This is a genomic window from [Actinomadura] parvosata subsp. kistnae, from assembly GCF_900323885.1.
GTDB classification, from domain to species: domain Bacteria; phylum Actinomycetota; class Actinomycetes; order Streptosporangiales; family Streptosporangiaceae; genus Nonomuraea; species Nonomuraea composti.
Window position 1 is genome coordinate 3,603,473 of the sequence record NZ_OOHJ01000018.1, and the last position, 20,364, is coordinate 3,623,836.

At 69.4% G+C, this 20,364-nt stretch carries 21 protein-coding genes; 12 read left to right on the forward strand and 9 right to left on the reverse strand.

What is annotated here, in order from left to right:
• Positions 1 to 27: 27 nt before the first annotated feature.
• Together serC and KIS93_RS37170 are read right to left on the reverse strand one after the other, a co-directional pair.
• Positions 28 to 1,137, reverse strand: a complete 1,110-nt coding sequence (gene serC, locus KIS93_RS37165) for a phosphoserine transaminase (protein ID WP_080043288.1) — start codon at positions 1,135 to 1,137, stop codon at positions 28 to 30.
• A 151-nt stretch (positions 1,138 to 1,288) separates the two neighbouring features.
• The gene (locus KIS93_RS37170; RefSeq protein WP_080043287.1) at positions 1,289 to 2,395 is read right to left on the reverse strand and encodes a citrate synthase 2; all 1,107 of its coding nucleotides are present in this window, start codon (positions 2,393 to 2,395) and stop codon (positions 1,289 to 1,291) included.
• Between the two features lie 258 nt (positions 2,396 to 2,653).
• Between KIS93_RS37170 and pdxH the strand changes: the two genes are divergently transcribed.
• Both pdxH and KIS93_RS37180 read left to right on the forward strand, forming a co-directional pair.
• Positions 2,654 to 3,307, forward strand: a complete 654-nt coding sequence (gene pdxH, locus KIS93_RS37175) for a pyridoxamine 5'-phosphate oxidase (RefSeq protein ID WP_080043286.1) — start codon at positions 2,654 to 2,656, stop codon at positions 3,305 to 3,307.
• Between the two features lie 10 nt (positions 3,308 to 3,317).
• Positions 3,318 to 4,583 (forward strand): MFS transporter, encoded by a 1,266-nt coding sequence (locus tag KIS93_RS37180; protein ID WP_230465620.1) that lies wholly within the window; start codon positions 3,318 to 3,320, stop codon positions 4,581 to 4,583.
• A 4-nt stretch (positions 4,584 to 4,587) separates the two neighbouring features.
• Here the strand turns inward: KIS93_RS37180 and KIS93_RS37185 are convergent, their stop codons facing one another.
• On the reverse strand, positions 4,588 to 5,205 hold the full coding sequence (locus KIS93_RS37185) for a UdgX family uracil-DNA binding protein (protein WP_080043284.1): 618 nt from the start codon (positions 5,203 to 5,205) through the stop codon (positions 4,588 to 4,590).
• Between the two features lie 99 nt (positions 5,206 to 5,304).
• On the opposite strand from KIS93_RS37185, the gene KIS93_RS37190 reads away from it, so the two are divergent.
• From KIS93_RS37190 to KIS93_RS37200, 3 genes are all read left to right on the forward strand, one after another.
• Positions 5,305 to 6,009 carry an iron-dependent transcriptional repressor DtxR gene (locus KIS93_RS37190; RefSeq protein ID WP_080043283.1) on the forward strand — a complete coding sequence of 235 codons (705 nt, stop codon included), beginning with the start codon at positions 5,305 to 5,307 and terminating at the stop codon, positions 6,007 to 6,009.
• Positions 6,010 to 6,132: 123 nt separating this feature from the next.
• Positions 6,133 to 8,355 (forward strand): ATP-binding SpoIIE family protein phosphatase, encoded by a 2,223-nt coding sequence (locus KIS93_RS37195; protein ID WP_080043282.1) that lies wholly within the window; start codon positions 6,133 to 6,135, stop codon positions 8,353 to 8,355.
• Complete coding sequence (locus KIS93_RS37200) at positions 8,352 to 9,131, forward strand: alpha/beta fold hydrolase (protein WP_230465618.1); 780 nt, start codon at positions 8,352 to 8,354, stop codon at positions 9,129 to 9,131. The genes KIS93_RS37195 and KIS93_RS37200 overlap by 4 nt, the downstream gene beginning before the upstream one ends.
• Before the next feature lie 23 nt (positions 9,132 to 9,154).
• On the opposite strand, the gene KIS93_RS37205 is transcribed toward KIS93_RS37200, so the two are convergent.
• Positions 9,155 to 10,042, reverse strand: a complete 888-nt coding sequence (locus tag KIS93_RS37205; RefSeq protein WP_080043280.1) for an NAD(P)-dependent oxidoreductase — start codon at positions 10,040 to 10,042, stop codon at positions 9,155 to 9,157.
• A 49-nt stretch (positions 10,043 to 10,091) separates the two neighbouring features.
• Here KIS93_RS37205 and KIS93_RS37210 point away from each other — a divergent pair, with 49 nt between their 5' ends.
• A complete protein-coding gene (locus KIS93_RS37210; protein WP_080043279.1) occupies positions 10,092 to 10,493 on the forward strand; it encodes a MerR family transcriptional regulator in 402 nt (133 codons plus the stop codon).
• A 38-nt stretch (positions 10,494 to 10,531) separates the two neighbouring features.
• Here KIS93_RS37210 and KIS93_RS37215 read toward each other — a convergent pair whose 3' ends face one another.
• The 3 genes from KIS93_RS37215 to KIS93_RS37225 are packed head-to-tail and all read right to left on the reverse strand — an operon-like array spanning position 10,532 to position 12,236.
• Positions 10,532 to 10,870, reverse strand: coding sequence for an SdpI family protein (locus tag KIS93_RS37215; RefSeq protein WP_080043278.1), 339 nt, complete (start codon positions 10,868 to 10,870; stop codon positions 10,532 to 10,534).
• A gap of 16 nt (positions 10,871 to 10,886) precedes the next feature.
• Positions 10,887 to 11,048, reverse strand: a complete 162-nt coding sequence (locus tag KIS93_RS37220; RefSeq protein ID WP_168020656.1) for a hypothetical protein — start codon at positions 11,046 to 11,048, stop codon at positions 10,887 to 10,889.
• Between the two features lie 42 nt (positions 11,049 to 11,090).
• Positions 11,091 to 12,236, reverse strand: coding sequence for an acyl-CoA dehydrogenase family protein (locus tag KIS93_RS37225; protein WP_080043277.1), 1,146 nt, complete (start codon positions 12,234 to 12,236; stop codon positions 11,091 to 11,093).
• Between the two features lie 278 nt (positions 12,237 to 12,514).
• Between KIS93_RS37225 and KIS93_RS37230 the strand changes: the two genes are divergently transcribed.
• From KIS93_RS37230 to KIS93_RS37255, 6 genes are all read left to right on the forward strand, one after another.
• Positions 12,515 to 13,768, forward strand: a complete 1,254-nt coding sequence (locus tag KIS93_RS37230) for a hypothetical protein (RefSeq protein ID WP_080043276.1) — start codon at positions 12,515 to 12,517, stop codon at positions 13,766 to 13,768.
• A complete protein-coding gene (locus KIS93_RS37235) occupies positions 13,768 to 14,565 on the forward strand; it encodes a class F sortase (protein WP_080043275.1) in 798 nt (265 codons plus the stop codon). Before KIS93_RS37230 ends, KIS93_RS37235 begins: the two co-directional genes overlap by 1 nt.
• 171 nt (positions 14,566 to 14,736) lie before the next feature.
• Positions 14,737 to 16,032: a hypothetical protein gene (locus KIS93_RS37240; protein ID WP_155128626.1), complete on the forward strand. Its 1,296-nt coding sequence runs from the start codon at positions 14,737 to 14,739 to the stop codon at positions 16,030 to 16,032.
• Between the two features lie 6 nt (positions 16,033 to 16,038).
• Positions 16,039 to 16,803 (forward strand): class F sortase, encoded by a 765-nt coding sequence (locus KIS93_RS37245; RefSeq protein WP_080043273.1) that lies wholly within the window; start codon positions 16,039 to 16,041, stop codon positions 16,801 to 16,803.
• A 14-nt stretch (positions 16,804 to 16,817) separates the two neighbouring features.
• On the forward strand, positions 16,818 to 17,534 hold the full coding sequence (locus KIS93_RS37250) for a hypothetical protein (protein WP_080043272.1): 717 nt from the start codon (positions 16,818 to 16,820) through the stop codon (positions 17,532 to 17,534).
• Between the two features lie 57 nt (positions 17,535 to 17,591).
• Positions 17,592 to 18,737 carry an acetyl-CoA C-acetyltransferase gene (locus KIS93_RS37255; protein ID WP_080043271.1) on the forward strand — a complete coding sequence of 382 codons (1,146 nt, stop codon included), beginning with the start codon at positions 17,592 to 17,594 and terminating at the stop codon, positions 18,735 to 18,737.
• Positions 18,738 to 19,103: 366 nt separating this feature from the next.
• On the opposite strand, the gene KIS93_RS37260 is transcribed toward KIS93_RS37255, so the two are convergent.
• Together KIS93_RS37260 and KIS93_RS37265 are read right to left on the reverse strand one after the other, a co-directional pair.
• Positions 19,104 to 19,865 carry a S1 RNA-binding domain-containing protein gene (locus KIS93_RS37260; RefSeq protein WP_080047289.1) on the reverse strand — a complete coding sequence of 254 codons (762 nt, stop codon included), beginning with the start codon at positions 19,863 to 19,865 and terminating at the stop codon, positions 19,104 to 19,106.
• Positions 19,866 to 19,961: 96 nt separating this feature from the next.
• On the reverse strand, positions 19,962 to 20,315 hold the full coding sequence (locus tag KIS93_RS37265) for a MerR family transcriptional regulator (RefSeq protein ID WP_080047288.1): 354 nt from the start codon (positions 20,313 to 20,315) through the stop codon (positions 19,962 to 19,964).
• Positions 20,316 to 20,364 lie beyond the last annotated feature (49 nt).

Genomic DNA, 20,364 nt, shown 5'->3' on the forward strand with positions numbered 1-20,364 from the left:
CTCGACGTGTGATGTGCGCGGGGCTGACTAGAGGCGCTCGACCACGTAGTCGACGCAGGTGGTCAGGGCCTCGATGTCGGCTGGGTCGATGGCCGGGAACATCGCGATGCGCAGCTGGTTGCGGCCCAGCTTGCGGTAGGGCTCGGTGTCGACGATGCCGTTGGCGCGTAGCACCTTGGCCACGGCGGCGGCGTCGACGGAGTCGCTGAAGTCGATCGTGCCGACCACCTGGGAGCGGAACTCGGGCGCGGCGAACGGCGTGGCGTAGGCCGACTTCTCCGCCCAGGTGTAGAGGCGCTGGCTGGACTCGGCGGTGCGGGCGGTGGTCCAGGCCAGGCCGCCGTTGCCGTTCATCCAGTCGAGCTGGTCGGCCAGCAGGAACAGGGTGGCCACGGCCGGGGTGTTGTAGGTCTGGTCCTTCGCGGAGTTGTCGATCGCGACCGGCAGGCTGAAGAACTCGGGCACGAACCGGCCGCTCGCGGCGATCTCCTCGACCCTGGCCAGGGCGCGCGGCGACATGATCGCGATCCACAGGCCGCCGTCGGAGGCGAAGCTCTTCTGCGGCGCGAAGTAGTAGACGTCGGTCTCGTTGAGGTCGACGGGCAGGCCGCCGGCGCCGGAGGTGGCGTCGACGAGCACCAGCGAGTCGTCGGAGCCGACCCGCTTGATCGGCATGGCGACGCCGGTCGAGGTCTCGTTGTGGGTGAGCGCGTAGGCGTCGACGCCGTCCTCGGCGACCGCCTCGGGGTGGGTGCCCACCTCGGACTTGATGACGCTCGGCTCGCCCAGCCAGGGCGCCTTCTTGGTGACCGCGGCGAACTTCGAGGAGAACTCGCCGAACGACAGGTGCTGGGACTTCTCGCGGATGAGCCCGAAGGCGGCGATGTCCCAGAACGCGGTGGTGCCGCCGTTGCCCAGCACCACCTGGTAGCCCTCCGGCAGCGAGAACAGGTCGGCGAGACCGGAGCGCACGCGGCCGACCAGGTTCTTGACCGGCTTCTGGCGGTGCGAGGTGCCCATGAGGCTCGCGCCGGAGGCAGCGAGCGCGGCCAGTTGCTCGGTGCGAACCTTCGAGGGCCCGCAGCCGAAGCGGCCGTCGGCGGGCTTGATGTCAGCGGGAATCACGATGTCAGCCACGTAACGGAGCCTACCGACCTGCGCGTCGTGGCTCGTACCCGGTCCGGACTTTGAGACCCGCGCCACCTTCACGTATGCGGGGAACGCGAAACGGCTACCGCGGCGGCTCGCCCAGACGGACGGGGGCCGCGCGGTAGCCGCGACACGAGAATCAGTACTTGCCGACGACCTCGTCGGCGCCCTCGAGCTCGCTCAGTGGGCGCGAGGTGGGGCCGGTGTAGGTGGCGCTCGGGCGGACCAGCCTGCCGGTGCGCTTCTGCTCCAGGATGTGCGCGGCCCAGCCGGCCGTGCGGGCGCAGGTGAACATCGAGGTGAACATGTGGGAGGGCACCTCGGCGAAGTCCAGCACCACGGCGGCCCAGTACTCCACGTTCGTGGCCAGCACGCGGTCGGGCTTGCGGGCGTGCAGCTCCTCCAGGGCGGCCTGCTCCAGCGCCGCGGCGACCTCGTAGCGGGGCGCGCCGAGCTCCTTGGCCGTGCGCCGCAGCACGCGGGCGCGCGGGTCCTCGGCGCGGTAGACGCGGTGGCCGAAGCCCATGAGGCGGTTGCCCTTGTCGAGCTCGCTCTGGACGTACTTCTTGGCGTCGCCGAGCTGCTCGACGCCCTCGATCATGTGCAGGACGCGCGCGGGGGCGCCGCCGTGCAGCGGGCCGGACATGGCGCCGACGGCGCCGGAGAGCGCGGCGGCCACGTCGGCGCCGGTGGAGGCGATGACGCGGGCGGTGAACGTCGAGGCGTTCATGCCGTGCTCGGCCGCGGAGGTCCAGTAGGCGTCGATGGCCTTGACATGCTTGGGATCAGGCTCACCGCGCCAGCGGATCATGAAGCGCTCGACGATGGTCTTGGCCTCGTCGACCTTGCTCTGCGGGACCATCGGCAGGCCGAGGCCGCGCGCGGACTGCGCCACGAACGACAGGGCCATGACGGAGGCGCGGGCGAGCTGGTCGCGGGCCTCCTCGTCGCTGATGTCGAGCAGGGGCTTGAAGCCGTAGGCAGGGGCCAGCATCGCCAGCGCGCTCTGCACGTCTACACGGATGTCACCGGAGTGGACAGGAATGGGGTACGGCTCCGCCGGGGGCAGGCCCGGCTGGAACTTGTTGTCGACCAGCAGGCCCCATACGTGCCCGAACGGGACACGGCCGACCAGCTCTTCGATGTCGACGCCCCGGTATCGAAGGGCGCCCCCTTCTTTGTCCGGTTCCGCGATCTCGGTCTCGAAAGCTACGACGCCTTCGAGCCCGGGTTTGAAGTCGGACATACTCGGCCGCCTCCCTTTCTTGCCATGTTTCGGCAACTGCGATGCTGTGCCTGTGCGCGGCCGCTTCGGGGGTCGTTGGCATTGCTGCACTCGCTCTCTCCCCCCGAGCTCCTCCGCTATGTTGATGTCGAGATACCGGCGGGTCAATTTAACCCCCTCCCAGCTCATGCTCGGTGTCGGGACCCGCCGTTCACGCAAACCCGCTGGTCGGGAGCGGTGCATGGGATCTACCACGCAAGCGCGCAAGAATATCGTCTCGTGGATGCCACCCCGCGCCCGCCCACGCTGGCGGGGCTTCGCCGTACGTACGAGGGCGAGCCGTTGCTCGAATCCGACCTCGCGTCCGACCCCATCGCGCAGTTCACCACCTGGTTCCAGGACGCGCTCGACGCCGGCCTGCCCGAACCCAACGCCATGATCCTGGCCACCGCCTCCGCCGGCGGTCGCCCGAGCGCCAGGACGGTCCTGCTCAAGGGCTACGACGAACGCGGCTTCGTCTTCTACACCAACTACGAGTCGCGCAAGGGCCGCGACCTGGCGGAGAACCCGCGCGCCTCCCTCCTGTTCCCCTGGCACCCGGTGCGCCGCCAGGTGCGCGTCGAGGGCACTGTGACGAGGATCTCCCACGCGGAGTCGGCCGAGTACTTCGCCTCGCGCCCGTACGGGTCGCGCATCGGCGCGTGGGCCTCGCGGCAGTCGGCGGTCGTGCGCTCCCGTGAAGAGCTGGACGCCCGTTACGAGGAGCTGGCGGCCCGCTGGCCGGAGGATCCGCCGGTGCCCGACTTCTGGGGCGGGTTCCGTGTCGCCCCGGTCGAGGTCGAGTTCTGGCAGGGGCAGCTCGACCGGATGCACGATCGGCTGCGTTACCGGCGGACGCGACCCGGGTGGGTTCTGGAGAGACTTGCCCCTTAATGTTCGTTAAGTGGCATTTGGGGAGCTGATCAAGCGTCATCTCGTGGACACCCGGCCGCTCGGCGTGCCCGCGTACCGCCGGATCTGGCTGGGCCAGGCCGTCTCGCACATCGGCGTCGGCGTGACCGTCGTGGCCGTCGGGCAGCAGGTGTACGAGATCACGCACTCGTCGTTCTACGTCGGCCTGATCGGCATCGCCAACCTCATCCCACTGATCGTCTTCGGCCTGTGGGGCGGCGCGGTCGCCGACGCGGTCGACCGGCGCAAGCTGCTCCTCGCCGGCTCGGTGGTGGCCTGGCTCGCCACGCTGTTCATCCTGGTGCAGGCGCTGCTCGGCCTGAACAACGTCTACCTGATCTTCCTCGCGGTCGCGCTGAACTCCACCGGCTTCGCCATCACCGGGCCCACCAGGGGCGCCATCATCCCCAGGATCCTCGACAGGGAGCTGGTGCCGGCCGCGAACGCGCTCAACTCGCTCGTCTACAGCATGGGCGCGGTGCTCGGGCCGATGGTCGGCGGCGTCGCGATGTCGCACGGCGGGTACGCGCAGGCGTACGCGGTGGACGCCGTCCTGTTCACCGCCAACCTCTACGCGGCCCTCAGGCTGCCCTCACTGCCCCCGCTGGGCGAGGTGACACGTCCGGGGGCCAGGGCGGTGCTGGACGGGCTCAGCTTCATCGTCAGGAGCCCCGTGCTGATGATGTCGTTCGTCGTGGACATCATCGCGATGGTGTTCGCCATGCCGCGGGCGCTGTTCCCCGAGCTGACCGCCGAGCGCTTCGGCGGCGACCTGCTCGCCCTCGGCTGGATGAACTCCGCCATGGCCATCGGCTCCGTCGCGGGCGCGCTGTTCTCCGGCTGGGTGGGGCGGGTCAGGCGGCAGGGGGTGGCGCTGTCGGTCGTCATCGCGGTCTGGGGGCTGGCCGTGGCCGCCGCCGGGCTCGTGCACGACCTGCGGCTGCTGGTGCTGTTCATGGCCGTCGGCGGGGTCGCGGACGTGATCTCGTCGGTGTGGCGGCAGTCGATCCTACAGCTCTACGCGCCCGACGAGATGCGGGGGCGGCTGCAGGGGGCGTTCATGGTGGTCGTGGCGGGCGGGCCGCGCCTGGGCGACCTGCGGGCGGGCGCGACCGCGACCGCGTTCGGGCTCACCGGGGCCTGGGTGGGCGGCGGCCTGGCTTGCGCCGTCACGGTGCTGGTCGTCGGGCTGTCGGTGGCCGGCTTCCGCAACTACCGGGCCGGCGCGTCCGCCCAGGTCAAGGAAGAGCCCGCCTGACACCTCACCGGATCCGGGCCGCCGCCTGGAGGTCGGCGAGGAAGCCCGCGTACGCCTCGTCCCTGTCGGGCGCGCGCAGCACCGCCGACGGGTGGATGGTCGCCACCGCGACCGCCTCGCCGAGCGGCACCGGCTCGCCCCGGTGCTGCGTCACCCGGAACGAGCGCCCCAGCAGCGAGCGCGCCGCCGTCGCCCCGAGCACCACGATCACCTCGGGTTTCACCACGGCCAGCTCGGCGTCCAGCCACGGATGGCAGGCGTCGATCTCCGCCGCCGTGGGCTTCTGGTGGATGCGCCGCTTGCCGCGCGGGGTGAAGGAGAAGTGCTTGACGGCGTTCGTGAGATAGACGTCGTCGCGCTCGATGCCCGCCTCCTCCAGCCCTCTGTCGAGGACGCGCCCCGCCGGGCCGACGAACGGATGCCCCTGGCGGTCCTCCTGGTCACCGGGCTGCTCGCCCACCAGCATGAACCTGGCCTGCTTCGGGCCCTCCCCGAACACCGTGCGGGTGGCGTTCCGGTAGAGGTCACATCCTTCACAACTGGCAGCCGCGTCACGCAGCGCGTTCAGATCGAGACGGTCGGGAAGGAACTCGGCCGCCCCATTGTTGCCGTCCTTAACCATCGCCGGTCGTTCTCCCAATAGGGTTCCCTGTGACTCCTGTGCCCGCAGCGGACGGGCTCAGTCCCACGACCGGCGTATACCATTCACTTGGGAGGAGCCTTGACCGCACACGGCTTGATCGACACTACGGAGATGTATCTCCGTACCATCTATGAGCTCGAAGAAGAGGGCATCGTCCCGCTGCGGGCCCGCATCGCGGAGCGCCTTCAGCAGAGCGGCCCCACCGTGAGCCAGACCGTCGCGCGCATGGAGCGTGACGGGCTCGTCCGGGTCGAGGGTGACCGCCACCTGTCGATGACGGAGCTGGGCCGCACGCTGGCCACGCGCGTCATGCGCAAGCACCGCCTCGCCGAGTGCCTCCTCACGCAGGTCATCGGCCTGCCGTGGGAAGAGGTGCACATCGAGGCGTGCCGCTGGGAGCACGTCATGTCGGAGTCGGTCGAGTCGCGCTTGGTGACGCTGCTGGACAACCCGACGGTGTGCCCGCACGGCAACCCCATCCCGGGGCTGGCCGAGCTGGGGGCGCAGGAGCCGGCCGAGAGCGGCGACGACACGCTGACCACGATGAGCGACCTCGCCGGCACACGCGACACACCAGTAGTCGTGCGTCGAATTAGCGAACAAGTGCAAAGCGATCCCGCTGTGATGCTTAAACTCAAGCAAGTTGGGATACAACCCGGACGCGAGGTGACGCTCGCGGCGAGCGACGACGGTGTACGGGTGACAGGTGACGGTGACGCGAAGGATACTCCCGCGGAGCTTCCGCGCGACGTGGCCGCGCACGTTTTTGTCTCCAAGCGCTGACGCGCGCCCAGCTACTTGGTTGAATCCCTCCTGGGAGGCCCTCCACTCTCCCCTGGCCAAGACTGTTGCAGGAGCGCCCGTGGTCCGCTTTGCATACACGCCACCCCGAGGAGTGGTCTCCGGATGAAGCGATGGGGGGATCTGTCACAAGAAGCGGCTGATCACCTTGCTGCCGGGTCCGTGCTCGACCACGCCGAAATGGCCGTGGTCGTCACCGACCGTTTCAGCAATCTCCTCTATTGGAACCCTTTCGCCGAGAAACTTTTCGGCCGGCAGGGGAAGTCGCCTTCGCGTGACACGTCCGTCCTGTCCCTCGGGATCATGGAGAAGGACCACCCGCTGGCGATCGAGCTGGCCAAGCACGTGCTCAAGGGCGGCGTGTGGGAAGGCACGTTCGACGTCAGGCGCGGCGACGGCACGATCGTCTACGTGCGCGCCCAGGCGGTGCCGCTGCGCCCCACGTCGGGCGCGGTGACGGGCATCGTCATCATGGCCCGCGAGGCGCTGCGCAGCAACGAGCGGGAGAAAGACCGCTTCGGCCTGCTGGAGCGCATCGGCGAGCGGCTGGCCGGCTCCCTGTACGTCGAGGAGACGCTCAAGCGGGTCGCCGAGATGCTCGTCCCCCAGTTCGCCGACCACTGCTTCATCGAGCTGATGGAGGGTGACCGGCTCGTCCGCCGGGTCTCGCAGCACGTGCAGGGGTGGACGCCCCCGTCGGGCACATGGAAGCCGGTGGGCGCGGAGATCCGCTACCCCTCCGGCCACTACGCCGACACCGCGCTGCGCCGCCAGGAGACCATCCTCGTCGAGGACTTCGCCACCAACCGCAGCCCGAGCCCCCACGACGGCAGCGCGCGCCTGTGCGGCGAGATCGGCATGACCTCCGCCATCGTGGCGCCGCTGCTGGTGCGGGGCGAGACGCTGGGGCTGATGTACCTCGGCCTGTCCAACCTCACCGACCGCCGCAGCCCCCACTACGACGCCTTCGACCGCGACTTCGTCGGCGCCATCGCCACCCGGGTCGCGCTGGCCATCGACAACGCGCTGCTGTTCGAGGAGGAGCGGCACACGGCCGAGTCGTTCCAGAAATACCTGCTGCCCCGGGCGCTGCCGCAGCTCGACGGCCTCGACATCGCCGTGCGCTACTACCCGGCCGCCCCGCTCGCCTCCCACGGGCAGGGCATCCAGACCCAGGTCGGCGGCGACTGGTACGACGTCATCCCGCTGTCGGCCGGCCGCGTCGGCATCGTGATCGGCGACGTCGAGGGCAGGGGCGCCAAGGCGGCCGCCATCATGGGCCAGCTGCGGGCGGCCCTGCGGGCCTTCGCCCAAGACGACAAGTCGCCCGCCGACATCCTGGCCAGGCTCGACGAGTGGACCCGCATCATCGCCACCCCCGAGCAGGACGACAACGGCACCGACGTCAGCGTCCCGCCCATCGTGACCTGCCAGTACCTCGTCTACGACGCCTGGTCGCGGCAGCTGTCCTTCGCCAACGCCGGGCACGCCGCGCCGCTGCTGCTGGTCGACGGGCAGTGCGTCGAGCTCGACATCGAGGAGGTCGGCCAGCCGCTCGGGGTGCGCGCCAAGGGCCTGCACGCCGACCTGGTCTACAAGGAAGAGACCCGCACGCTGCCGCCGGGCGCGGCGCTGCTCCTCTACACCGACGGCCTGGTCGACCGCCGCCCCGGCCGCGACGGCCGGATGCCGACCGAGGCCGAGACGCTGGGCGTGCTCTGCGAGAAGCTGGCCAAGATGTCGGGCGCCGAGGTCGAGCGCATCGCCGACGCCGCCACCGTGGCGGTGCCCGGCGAGATCGACGACGACATGGCCATCCTCGTCGTCCGCTCCAGCGACGTCGACCTCGACGTGGAGTCCCGCACGTTCCCCGCCCAGCCGATCATGGTCGGTGAGGCGCGCCGCATGGCCGCCGAGGCGTTCGCGAGCTGGAACGTGCCCGAGGAACGCGCCGAGCTGGCCTGCCTGCTCGTCTCCGAGGTCGTCACCAACGTGGTGCTGCACGCCGCCACCGCCGGGGTCCCGCGCCGGGAGCTGGTCGTGGAGGGGCCGCCGCTGCCGTTCGAGGAGTCCTGGGACATGCCGGGCTTCGAGGACGAAGTGATCGGCGACAAGGAGTTCACGCTGCGGCTGCGCAGAGGCGAGGAAGCCGTCTGGGTCGAGGTGTTCGACCAGGACCTGCGGCTGCCCCGCATCCGCAGCGCCGGCGAGAACGACGAGGGCGGGCGCGGCCTCTACCTCGTCGACCAGCTCGCCCGCCGCTGGGGCTCGCGCCCCACCAGGGAAGGCAAAGCCGTCTGGTTCGAGATTCCCACCCGTGGCAGGTGAGTGATTCACTGGCGGCCATGGAGCTGGCCTTCGAGCGCCGGGGCTCCGGCGCGCCGCTGATCCTCGTCCACGGCATCGGCCACCACTGGCAGGGCTGGCTGCCGGTGCTCGACCGGCTCGCCGCGGCCCGCACGGTGATCGCGGTCGACCTGCCCGGCTTCGGCGTCTCGCCCGAGCTGCCGCCCGACATCCCGTACACCGCCGAGTCGCTGGCCGACGCCGTCGAGTCGTTCTGCGCCCGGCTCGGCATCCGCGAGCCCGCCGTCGCCGGCAACTCCCTGGGCGGTTACGTCGCGCTGGAGCTGGCCTCGCGCGGCGTCGTCCGCTCCGCCGTCGCGCTCTCCCCGATCAGCTTCTGGTCCCGCGCCGAGCTGCTCTACTGCCAGGCGCTGCTGCGCGCCATGCGCGCCTCCGCCCGCTCCCTCCCCCTGGAGCGACTCGACAACCGCTACGTCCGTACGGTCGCGGCCGGCCTGCTCGTCGCCCACCCCTCCCGGCTCGACCCGGCCGCCCTGACGGCCGCCACGCAGGCGCTCGGCAGCGCGCCCGGCTTCGACGAGACGCTGGAGTCGTTCGCCGGGCTGATGCCGCCCGCGCCGCCGAAGACGCCGATCACGGTCGCGTGGGGCGAGCATGATCGGCTACTGCCGCGACGGCAGGCCGTGCGGGCGGCACGATGGTCCGGGCAGCGGGTCAAGCTGCTGAAGGGGTGCGGTCACGTGCCGATGAGCGACGACCCGGAGCTGGTGGCCCGGGTCATCCTCGAAGCGGCCTGATACCCCTTCAGGGCCCCTGGGGGTCAGTCGCCTGCTTGAGACGTGCCGAACTCCTCGATCAGCACCGGATACTGCTCCTTTCCGTGCCCCGCCGCGATCGCCCGATCGGCGATCGCCTTGATCAGCCTCGGCCACTCGGCGTTGACCCCGACCGCCTCACTCTCCTCGACGAGATGCGCCATCGCCCGCACATCCGTCTCCAGAGCCGACACCTCGGCCGGGAAGGACCCCTTGTCGACCTGCCCGGCATAACCCGGCAGCCACCCCGCCACCTCGGTGGCGAGCTGCTGCGCGAACGGTGCGAACGTCGCGGCGTCCACACCCGCCGTCCGCACCATCGCGGTGCCCTGGAGCCAGGCGTTCAGGACGCTCCACATCATGACCAGCCCGGCCGCGTCGTACAGGGACGCCAGCCCCAGATCCTCGCCCAGGTAGGCGAGGGTGCCCAGCACGCCGAGCGTCCCCTCGTGCGCCTCGAAGTCGGCGCGCGGCCCGCTGTGCAGGATCACCGCCTCGGAGGTCCCGATCGCCGGCGGAACGGCCATGATCGCGCCGTCCAGATAGCGGGCTCCCCGCCGCCCGGCCCACTGCGCGGCCTGCCGTGCCTGGGCCGAGGTGCCGGAGGTCAGATTGATCACCGTCGTGCCTGTCAGCTCGCCATCACCTTCGCTCAGCAGCTCGCGCACGACCTCGTAGTCGGTGACACAGATGATCGTCAAGGGGCTCGCCCGGAGCGCCTCGCGGGCCGTCGGCGCCAGTCGCGCGCCTTCGGCCACCAGCCGGTCGGCCTTGGCCGCCGTACGGTTCCACACGGTCGTGGGATGCCCGGCCTTCAGGAAGGCGCCCGCGAGCGCCTGCCCCATCAGCCCGAGCCCGATGACCGTCACAGGTGCGGTGCTTTTGTCGTTCATGGCAGCATCGTCAACGTTGAGACCGGTCTGAAGGTCAAGTGAGGGTGCGATGCGAATCGGGGAACTGAGCCGCCGGACGGGCGTCAACGCCCACCAACTGCGCTACTACGAGGCCCAGGGCCTGCTGGAGGCCGACCGCGGCACCAACGGCTACCGCGACTACGACGAGAGCGCGGTGCTGCGGGTCAAGCAGATCCGCCACCTGCTCGCCGCCGGCCTGTCGTCGGAGGACATCGCGTACCTGCTGCCCTGCGCGACAGGAGAAACCCCGGACCTGCTCGGCTGCCCCGAGCTCATCTCGGCGATGCGCTCCCGCCTGCGCCGCCTGGACGACCAGATGACCCGCCTCGCCCAGTCCCGCACCGCCCTCGCCGACTACATCTCCGCCGCGGAACGCTCGGGCCGCGACACCTACCCACCCTTCGACCACACCGAGGCCGTCGCCAGCTGACGACCTCCGGACCGCCTGGGGAGCGACTGCGGGGGGATCTAGCCGGGCACTCTCCCCGCGGCACGCACGCCCATGACACCACCCACGACCACCAGCACGAGCAGGCAACCGATCACCACGTAGACCACGGTCGTCACGTCCTCGCCCGGCGGCATCAGCCACGTCGCCGCCGCTCCCGCCAGGGCGACGACGCCGGCCGCCATGATGGGGATGCCCGCCGCCTTGTTCGCGGCGCGCCAGGCGGCGTCGCTGCGCATCGTGGAAGGCGTGCGCACGCCGGCGAGGCCGTTGCGCGGCAGGCGTTCGGCCCGGCCGAGCCAGCCCAGGACGATCAGGATGAGAGCGGCGAGTGCGAGCACGATCGGCAGGGCGTTCATCGGCGATCCACCGTGCCTAGATCTTGGTCTGGCCCCAGAGCAGCAGCATGACGATGACGAAGACGATCACCACACCGGCGTACCCCACCGGCCCGAGGCGGATCGCCCGGCGGACGCGGTTGAGCAGCCAGGCGAACAGCAACGCCAGGAAAATCAGGAGGATCAGGCCGCCGTCCATATCGTCCAGTATGCGGCCCGATCCGGCCCCGCGGGCGGGTTGTCAGAAACCGAACGACCTGCCGATGATCTCCTTCATGATCTCGGTGGTGCCGCCGTAGATCGTCTGGACGCGGCTGTCGAGCCACGCCTTGGCCACGGGGTACTCGGTCATGTAGCCGTACCCGCCGTGCAGTTGCAGGCAGCGGTCGATCACCCTGGTCTGCAGCTCGGTCGTCCACCATTTCGCCTTGGCGGCGTCCACGGCGGTGAGCTCGCCGGCGTTGAGCGCGCGGATGCACTTGTCGACGTAGTGGCGGGCGATGTCGGTCTCGGTGGCCAGCTCCGCCAGGACGAAGCGGGTGTTCTGGAACGAGCCGATGTTCCGGCCGAACGCCTGCCGGGTTCTGCAGTACTCGATGGTCTGCTCCAGCACCGTCTCCGCCGCCGCCACGGCCGCCACGGCGATCGACAGGCGCTCCTGGGGGAGGTTGTGCATGAGCTGGAAGAAGCCCTCGCCGTCCTTCGGGCCGAGGCGGTTGGCGACGGGGACGCGTACGTGGTCGAAGAAGAGCTCGGCCGTGTCCTGCGCCTTCATGCCGACCTTGTCCAGGTTCCGGCCGCGCGCGAAGCCTTCCATGCCCCGCTCCACCACGACCAGCGTGGTGCCCCTGGCGCCCGCCTCGGGGTCGGTCTTGGCGACGACGACCACGAGGTCGGCGTTGATGCCGTTCGTGATGAACGTCTTCTGGCCGTTGAGCACGTAATGGTCGCCGTCGCGGATCGCGGTCGTCCTGATGCCCTGGAGGTCGCTGCCGGCGCCGGGCTCGCTCATGGCGATCGCCGTGATCAGCTCACCGGCCGCGAACCCGGGCAGCCAGCGCTGCTTCTGCTCGTCGTTCGTGAGATCCACTATGTACGGGGCCATGACGTCGTTGTGCAACGAGAAGCCGAGGCCGGTGGCGCCGTGCCTGATGATCTCCTCGACGATCACGGCGTTGAACCGGAAGTCCTTCACCCCCGCGCCGCCGTACTCCTCCGGCACCGAGAAGCCGAACATGCCCAGCTCACCGGCCTTCTTCCAGACCTCGCGCGGGACGATCCCGTCCTTCTCCCACTGGGCGTGGTGCGGGACGACCTCGCGGGTCATGAAGTCGCGCACGGTCTCCTGGAAGAGGAGGTGCTCGTCGTCGAAGAGGTCTCGCTGCATCAGTCGCCTCCGCTTGCAGAATGCAATTCTGTTACCGGTAGGTATACCCGGTGGGGGAGGCTGGGGACACGGGTTCATCACAAGTGCCGGGAGAAGCGACTTTCGGCATGTGTTGTGGGTGTTTCGACTCTAAGATCTACCCTCGGTCTGGTATGTGGGGGATCGGAGTCTCCGTGAGACGGTGGCACAGAGCGTTATTCGCTGCATCCTTGGGCGTGGCTGCATCTGGTGGGTTCGTGGCGATGTCGTCCATCCCCAGCCAGGCTGAGACTTCGCTGGTGATCAACTATCACTGTACGGGCGGCATCGCCGGTGACGGCGTCGACCTCGAAGCCCGGATGACACCGCAACTGACGTCGGGTGTGCTGAACGTCAAGTGGGACATGTCGTACATAGGCGATGCGCGGTTCGGCTCGCCCGGCTACTTCGCCGCCGGCTCCCGGCTCAGCATGGAAGGCGTCGTGGACATCGACGGCGCCTGGGAGGGGCAGATCCGGCCCAAGGGCGGCAAGGACCAGGAAGAGCTGGTGCCGGGCAGCTTCTTGACGCTCCCGGAGGGGCTGTCCCACGGCGCGGCCGTCACGGAGACGGGCAAGGTCAGGCTGAAGCCGGGCGCGCTGGCCATCAGGTTCACACCGTCGGCCGGCGAGTGGATGGTCAACGACACGAACGGGGCTGTCGACTACACCGGGCCCTGGACGCTGGAGCACCCGCCGGAGCCGTATGAGGACCATCACCACGACGTGCACAAGGTCAGCGAGGCCAACGCGGTCGCCAAGCTGACGTTCAAGGGCACGAAGGTCGAGTACATCGGTCGCCGTGAACCGGGGCTCGGGCAGGTCCGCGTGCTGCTCAACGGCAAGGAAGTCACCAAGGGGCTGGTCGAGCCGGGTAAGGACACGGCCGGTAACGACGTGACGGGCACCACGACCCAGGAGACCCTCTGGACCTCGGACACCCTCGAATACAAGCAGCACACGCTTGAGATCATCAACGTCGAGGCCGGAAAGACCGCCTACCTGGACGCGTTCAAGGTGACCATCGGCAGCATTGCCGAACCGCCGATCCACGACCAGGCCACGTGCACCATGACCAACAACCCGGGCACCATCGACGTCACCGTCGGCGGCACCAACTCGCCGAGTCCGACGGACGACCCTGACACCGACCCGCCTACCGACGACCCCGACCCGAACAACCCGAACCCGAACAACCCGGATCCGGACGACGACGACGACGTCGATTCGCACGCCACCGTAGGCGGTGACTTCGTCAGGGTGGTGACGCCGACCACCACGACCACCGCCACGACGACCGTCACCCCGAGAAGCACCGGCCCCACCGCGACCAAGTACTACCGCGCCCAGGTGGCCAACACCCCCAGTGGCGGCGTGGAGACCGGTGTCGCCCCCGACGCGGACAGGCCGCCGTACAGCCTGATGGCCGGCGGGATGGCGTTGGTGATGGGGACCGCGGGCGGCGGGTTGCTGCTACGGCGGCGCAGGGCCGAGCATGCGGGAGGAGCGCAGTGATGGAGGAGCCGCAGCAGAAGACGCCGATGCAGCGGGCGCTGCCCGGGCTGCTCATCGCCGGCTCGCTCGGCGGCGTCGGGCTGGTCATGGTGAGCCTGCTCTCGCTGGCGCCCCCGGTGGACGACGGCTCGGGCGCGGGGGTGCCGCTCGCCGCGCCGCAGAACGGGCCGTCCACGGTGGAGATGGCGAACGCGGGCGCGTTCGTCCTGCCTCCGACCGTCGGCCCGGGCGGCAAGGACGTGCCCCTGACCCCGGCCCGCCTGGACGCCCCGCCCCCGCTGGCGGCCGTGCCGGTGGTGCCCGCGATCCCCAAGGCCAAGCCCAAGGCCGGCAAGCCGGCGCCCCGGCCGACCCGGATCAAGATCCCCAAGATCAAGGTGAACGCGCCCATCGGCTCGGTCACCGTCAACAAGAAGGGTGTGCTCGGCACGCCCCCGCTGAGCAAGCCGAACCAGACCGGCTGGTACAAGCTCTCACCGGTGCCCGGGGAGCTCGGTCCGGCCGTCATCAACGGCCACGTGAGCACCCGCTCCGGCCCCGCCGTCTTCGATCGGCTGCGGGAGCTGGCCAAGGGCGACCAGATCTACGTGTATCGGTCAGACGGGAAGGTCACCCGGTTCACCGTCAGCGGGATCGAGCAGGCGAGCAAGAACTCGTTCCCGACGAAGCGGGTGTACGGCAACACCAGCAACTCCCAGCTCAGGCTCATCACTTGCGGCGGGGTCTATAACAAGACGACCCATCACTACACGGACAACATCGTCGTGTACGCAACGTTGTCGAAGAAGAAGGGCTGAGGGGGAAAGTTGGGGTGGATTTGGCGGTTTACGGGAAGTTGACAGGGACAGTTCGTAGGATCTCAACCTAACCGTGACCAACGGCTGGAATTCTGGCACGACTGTTGACACTGGCTTCGAAACGGAGAAGGACCCGTGCTTATGTCCCAGGTGAGGCTTCGCCTTGCCCACATGGCGTCTGCGTTGGGGCTCGCAAGTGCGCTTGTCCTCCTTGTTTGCTCGGTGTTCGCTCTGTCGTCGCCGGCGCAGGCTGCCGACAAGACGATGCAGGTCACCTACGCCTGCACAGGAGGTTCGCTTCAGCCTGGCAACGTCATTGTCACAGTCGCGGCGCCTGAGACCGTCGCGCCGAATGGCACTGCTTCCGTCAAGTGGACTTTCCCGGCCATCCGGACCACGGCGGCTTTGACTGCTCAAACTGCGGTTACCACGACCGGAGGCGACCTGACGGTTCAAGGAGGGACGCCAAGCCCGCTCAGGGGCAATGGCAGTGGTTCTGTCACTACTGGGGTCACATCCGGGCAGAACTTCACCCCTCCGGAGATGACGGCGATGGTCAATGTGACCGCCACCACGGGCGGCAACCTGAACCTGACACCGGTGACGACCCCCAGCACGCCGCTGCTGTCGATCAAGATCGGTAGCGCGACGACCAACTGCACCTACGTGTCGGCAGTGCCCGCCACCGGCGGCATCACGATTCCGGTGCAGACAGGTGGTGGCAATGGCGGCGGCACCGACGGAGACGATGTCGTCCTCTACGACTGCGACGTCACCGACCCCGCCAACACCGACACCAACTACCCCGCTGACATCTACGTGAAGGTCGCCCTGTCGACCCCCACCGCCACGGTCAACACCGACGCCACGCTCACCTGGACAGGCACCATCCAGAGCACCGGCGACCCGCTGGTCATCCCCAGCGGCTTCCCGACGACGGGCGCCAAGGTCTTCGTCACGGTCAAGGCGACCGGCGCCGGTGTCCCCACCGCGCCGAGCGGCGAGGCGACCCTCAGCAACGTAACGGTCGGTGCGACTCTCGCAGCGCTGCCCAACGTCACGCTCAAGGTCAAGCCCACCACGACGGGCACTGTGTCGCTGACCGCAGGCGATCTCGCCTTCGGCACCACCGGCTCGCTTTTGCTGAAGTGCGCCGCTCCGACGACCGGGCTCAAGACGTACAGCTTCACGGTGGCCAGCGCCACGAGCACGTCGACCAGCAGCAACAGCCCCAGCCCGACGACCACCAGCCCCCGCCCCACCACCACCCGCACCTCGACGGTGACGATCACCCCGTCCAGGAGCACCACCACCAGGAAGTCCACGACCCCGAAGGCGGGTGCGGACACCGGTGCCGGTGGCACGATGGGGCCGGACGGGCGGCTGTTCATCCTGACGGGCACGGCCCTGGTGGGAGCAGCAGCGGTCGGGGGTCTGGTCATGCGACGCCGTTCGATCAAGGGCTGAGGCGACGTGTCGGGCTACTACCCGTACGGCGGCCAAGCGCCCACCCCGCAACCGCCCCAGGACAAAGGCAGCACGGCACTGAGGGCGGTGCTGATCACGGCCGCGATAGCGGGCGTGGTGACGGTGGTGGCGGGTCTGCTGATCGTGCTGAAGTCCCCCGAGGAGTACGGCCTGCAGAGCAGCAGCAGGGACACGCTGAATCTGCAGGCGCAGCCGAAGCAGAGCGGTCAGCCGGAGCAAGCGTGGTTCCAGGCGCCGGCGAACGTGCCGCCGCCGCTGCCGCAGATCACCCCGGCGCCCCCCATGCTGCCTTCGACACCGATCAGGCTGGTCGTGAAGCGGCTGGGGATCAACGCGCCGATCAAGTCGGTGGGTTTGCGGAAGGACGGCACGATCGAGGTGCCGCCGTCGAACAACGCGAACCTGGTCGGCTGGTACCGGAACATGTCCACCCCGGGTGAGGCAGGCCCGGCGGTGCTGCTCGGCCACAAGGACACCCGGACGACGGCCGCCGTCTTCGCCCGCTTGCCGGAGCTGAAGAACGGCGACACCATCGAGGTCAAGCGCCAGGACAAGACGACCGCGGTGTTCACCGTCGGCGGGGTGGAGCAGGCGGACAAGAAGACCTTCCCGACGCAGCGCGTGTACGGGGAGCAGCAGAACGCCCAACTGCACCTCATCACCTGCGGTGGCACCTACGATCGGACCACCGGGCACTACACCGACAACGTCATCGTGTACGCGACGATGACGAGCTCTTACAGAAGCTGAGCGCGGAGGCGGGCATGGGCTGGTTGGCGAAGCGGAGACTGCGTACTGGCCCCACGGCGGCGCTGCCCGCCAAACCGGACCCCGGCGAGTTGCTGCGGCTGGTGCAGCTCGCCGACCCGAACGCCAGGCGGGACGGCGACGACATCGTGGCTGTGGACGTCCGGGTGTGCGCCCCGGTGGAGGCGGACAAGGATCTGACGGGCGGCGAGCTGGAGCGGGTGTGGGCGGTCCGGGTGGCCGCCGAGGGGCCGCTGCCGCTCGACTTCTTCGACCGTTACCTGGCGGAGGGGCTGGCGTTCCGGCTGGGCGGGCTCGCGGTGTGCCGGGGCGAGGTGAGCGATCCGGCTGACGACGGGGCTGAGAGCGGGCCCGCGGTGATCCTGCCGGTACGCCCGTCCGCCGAGGAGCTGGCCCCCCTGCTGCAGCAGGACGAGGAGGACGAGTTCCTGTTCACGGCCGGGGAGGTGAAGGCGGCGCTGGTGCCGCAGAAGGGGCAGCCGCCGGCCGTACAGGAGCTGCTGCCTTTCGCGACCGAGCTGACCGCGGTCGAGCTGCGCGGCGACGACCCGCTGAAGCTGGGCGCGCTGGCGCTGGAGCTGTCGGAGGCGCTGAACGGGATCCCCGTGGATCGGTGGCGTTTCCGTATCGACGCGCCGGAGGATCTGGTGGCCCCGGCCAAGGAGGAGGCCGAGGAGGAGCTCGTAGCCCCCACGGAACCTGCGCCCGAATGACGTTCTGTTGTACGCTGCCCCTAGTAACCGAATAATGCTCGGTTTCCAGGAGGCACTGTGGCAGAGGCGTACATCGTCGGGGCGGTCCGCACCCCGGTCGGCAAGAAGAAGGGCGGCCTGTCCACCGTCCACCCCACTGACCTGGCCGCTCACACGCTGAAGGCGCTGATCGACCGCACCGGCGTCGACCCCGAGGCGGTCGAGGACGTCATCATGGGGTGCGTCATGCAGTTCGGCCCCCAGAGCATGGACATCGCGAGAAATGCCTGGCTGTCGGCGGGTCTGCCCGAGACCACCGCCGGCGTCACGATCGACCGGCAGTGCGGCTCCTCGCAGCAGTCGATCCACTTCGCCGCCCAGGGCGTCATGTCCGGCACCCAGGACCTCGTGGTGGCCGCCGGCGTCGAGTCGATGAGCATCGTGCCCATGGGCTCCTCGATCACGGCCGCCCTGGAGAAGGGCATGCCGTTCCCGTTCGGCGACAAGTGGGTGGAACGGTACGGCAAGCAGGAGATCTCGCAGTTCCGCGGCGCGGAGCTGATGTGCGAGAAATGGGGCTACACGCGCGAGGTGCTGGAGCAGTACGCGTTCGAGTCGCACCAGCGCGCCGCCAAGGCCGTCGCGAACGGCTACTTCAAGGACCAGATCGCTCCCGTCAACGGTGTCGAGGACGACGAGGGCCCGCGCGCCGACACGACGCTGGAGAAGATGGCCGGCCTCAAGACCCTCAAGGAGGGCGGCCAGATCACCGCCGCCACCTCCTCGCAGATCTCCGACGGCTCCGGCGCCGTGCTGATCGCCTCCGAGCAGGCCGTACGCGACCACGGCCTCACCCCGCGGGCCCGCATCCACCAGCTCGCGCTCATGGGCGACGACCCCGTCTACATGCTGACCGCGCCGATCCCCGCCACGCAGCGGGCACTGAAGAAGGCCGGCATGTCGATCGGCGACATCGACGTGGTCGAGATCAACGAGGCGTTCGCGCCGGTGCCGCTCGCCTGGATGCACGAGCTCGACGCCGACCCCGCCAAGGTCAACCCCAACGGCGGCGCCATCGCCCTCGGCCACCCGCTGGGCGGCACGGGCGCCATCCTGATGACCAAGCTCCTGCACGAGCTGGAGCGCACCGGCGGCCGGTACGGCCTCCAGACGATGTGCGAGGGCGGCGGCCAGGCCAACGTCACCATCATCGAACGGCTCTAAGGCATGCGCGAGCGCCGCCCCGGGCGTAACAGGGGGGCGGCGCTCGCCTAACTACCATCCCGGTAGTTGCTTCATCTGCCCTTGGACGGGATGCGGCGCGGCGGCGCGATCGGCCGCTGCGGCATCTTGGGCATCGGCCGCACGACAGGCATGCCGGGGCGGCTCTTCTTGTTGCTGGCACGGATGAACATACAACGCTCCTCTACGTAATTCGGGACGCGGCTCCGTACAGGGGGGGCCGCTCGGCGAGCTCGGCTGCGTGCCGCGTCACATGTCTGGACGGGGGACAGGGCTTCGCGTTCGCGAATTACAGGTAAAGGCGCATGTCCAAGAGGCTATGGGGCGCCCGGTGGCGGTGCAACCGAATTATTCGCGAGGTGCGAGCAACAGCCGGTGCCGCTCCCGCTCCAGGCCGACGATGACGACCTGGACGATGTCACCAGGCTGGCCGGCGGCATCCTGGATCAGCCCCTCCACGCCGTCCGCGACCCTGACGAACACCCCGAACGGGACGACCATGGTGACCGTGCCCGACAGCCTTTGCCCGACCTCGGCCCGCTCAGCGAACACCTGGAAAGGATCCGGCTGCAAGGCACGCAGGGAAAGCCTCGCTTCACCGTTGTAGGTGTCGAAGGCGAGCACTTCGCCACGGACCCGCTGCCCGACCCGGACGACGTCGGTGACCTGCTCGAAAGGGATCCATGAAAGCTCGGGGACCGACACGAAACCGACGCCGGGGTAGGTGGGATGCGGCGGCCCCTCGTCCAGGGCGACGAACACCCCGAACCGCTGCACGTCAGCGACCCGTCCGGTGAGCACGTCCCCCGCCCTCAGTCCCTTCAGGAACGCCCAGAGCTCGGGGTGCTCCGTCGCCGCCAGGGACAGCCAGATCCGCCCTTCCGTCTCATCGACGGAGACGACCTCAGCGGTGACGCGCCGCCCGGCCCTGACCGCATCGGCCCGGCTGCCGCTCCAAGGGAAGTCCCTGATGTACGCGGGCGTCGAGGCAAGCTCCCCGTCCAGCCGTATCCGCGGCCCGTCCGGCACGACCGTTCCCGAGACGATGGTGCCCAGCAGTTCGCGAAGAGGGACGGGCGGAGGCAGCCCGCGCCTCCGTGAAGGACACATGCGCACAGACTCGCACGTGACTCGTCTCGGATGCCAAGTGCTCACCTGGCGCGCCCTCCCAGGAGGTAGTGGCTGATGAAAGACAAGGCTCGGTGATTACACGCGGGCTGCTGAGATGACCAGGTCCAGGGCTTGGCGGGACTCGTGGAGGTCGCGCATCGCCTGGTCGATGCGGTCGCGTTCCGCGCGAAGGCGGCCCACCACGTCGGGGCAGGTGGGGGCGAGGCGTTCGCCGTCCGCCTCCAAACAGGGCAGGACGATGGCGATCGTCGAGGTGCTCAGGCCGGCCGCCAGAAGGCAGCGGATGCGGCGGACGGTTTCGACGTGGGCCTCCGTGTACGAGCGGTAGCCGCTCGGCAGGCGGGACGGGTGGAGCAGGCCCTGTTCCTCGTAGTAGCGCAGGAGTCGTTCGCTCACGCCCGTGCGCCGGACCAATTCGCCGATGCGCATCCCAGTCACCTCCACGGCTTGACTCTCACATGCATGTGAGACTTTAGCG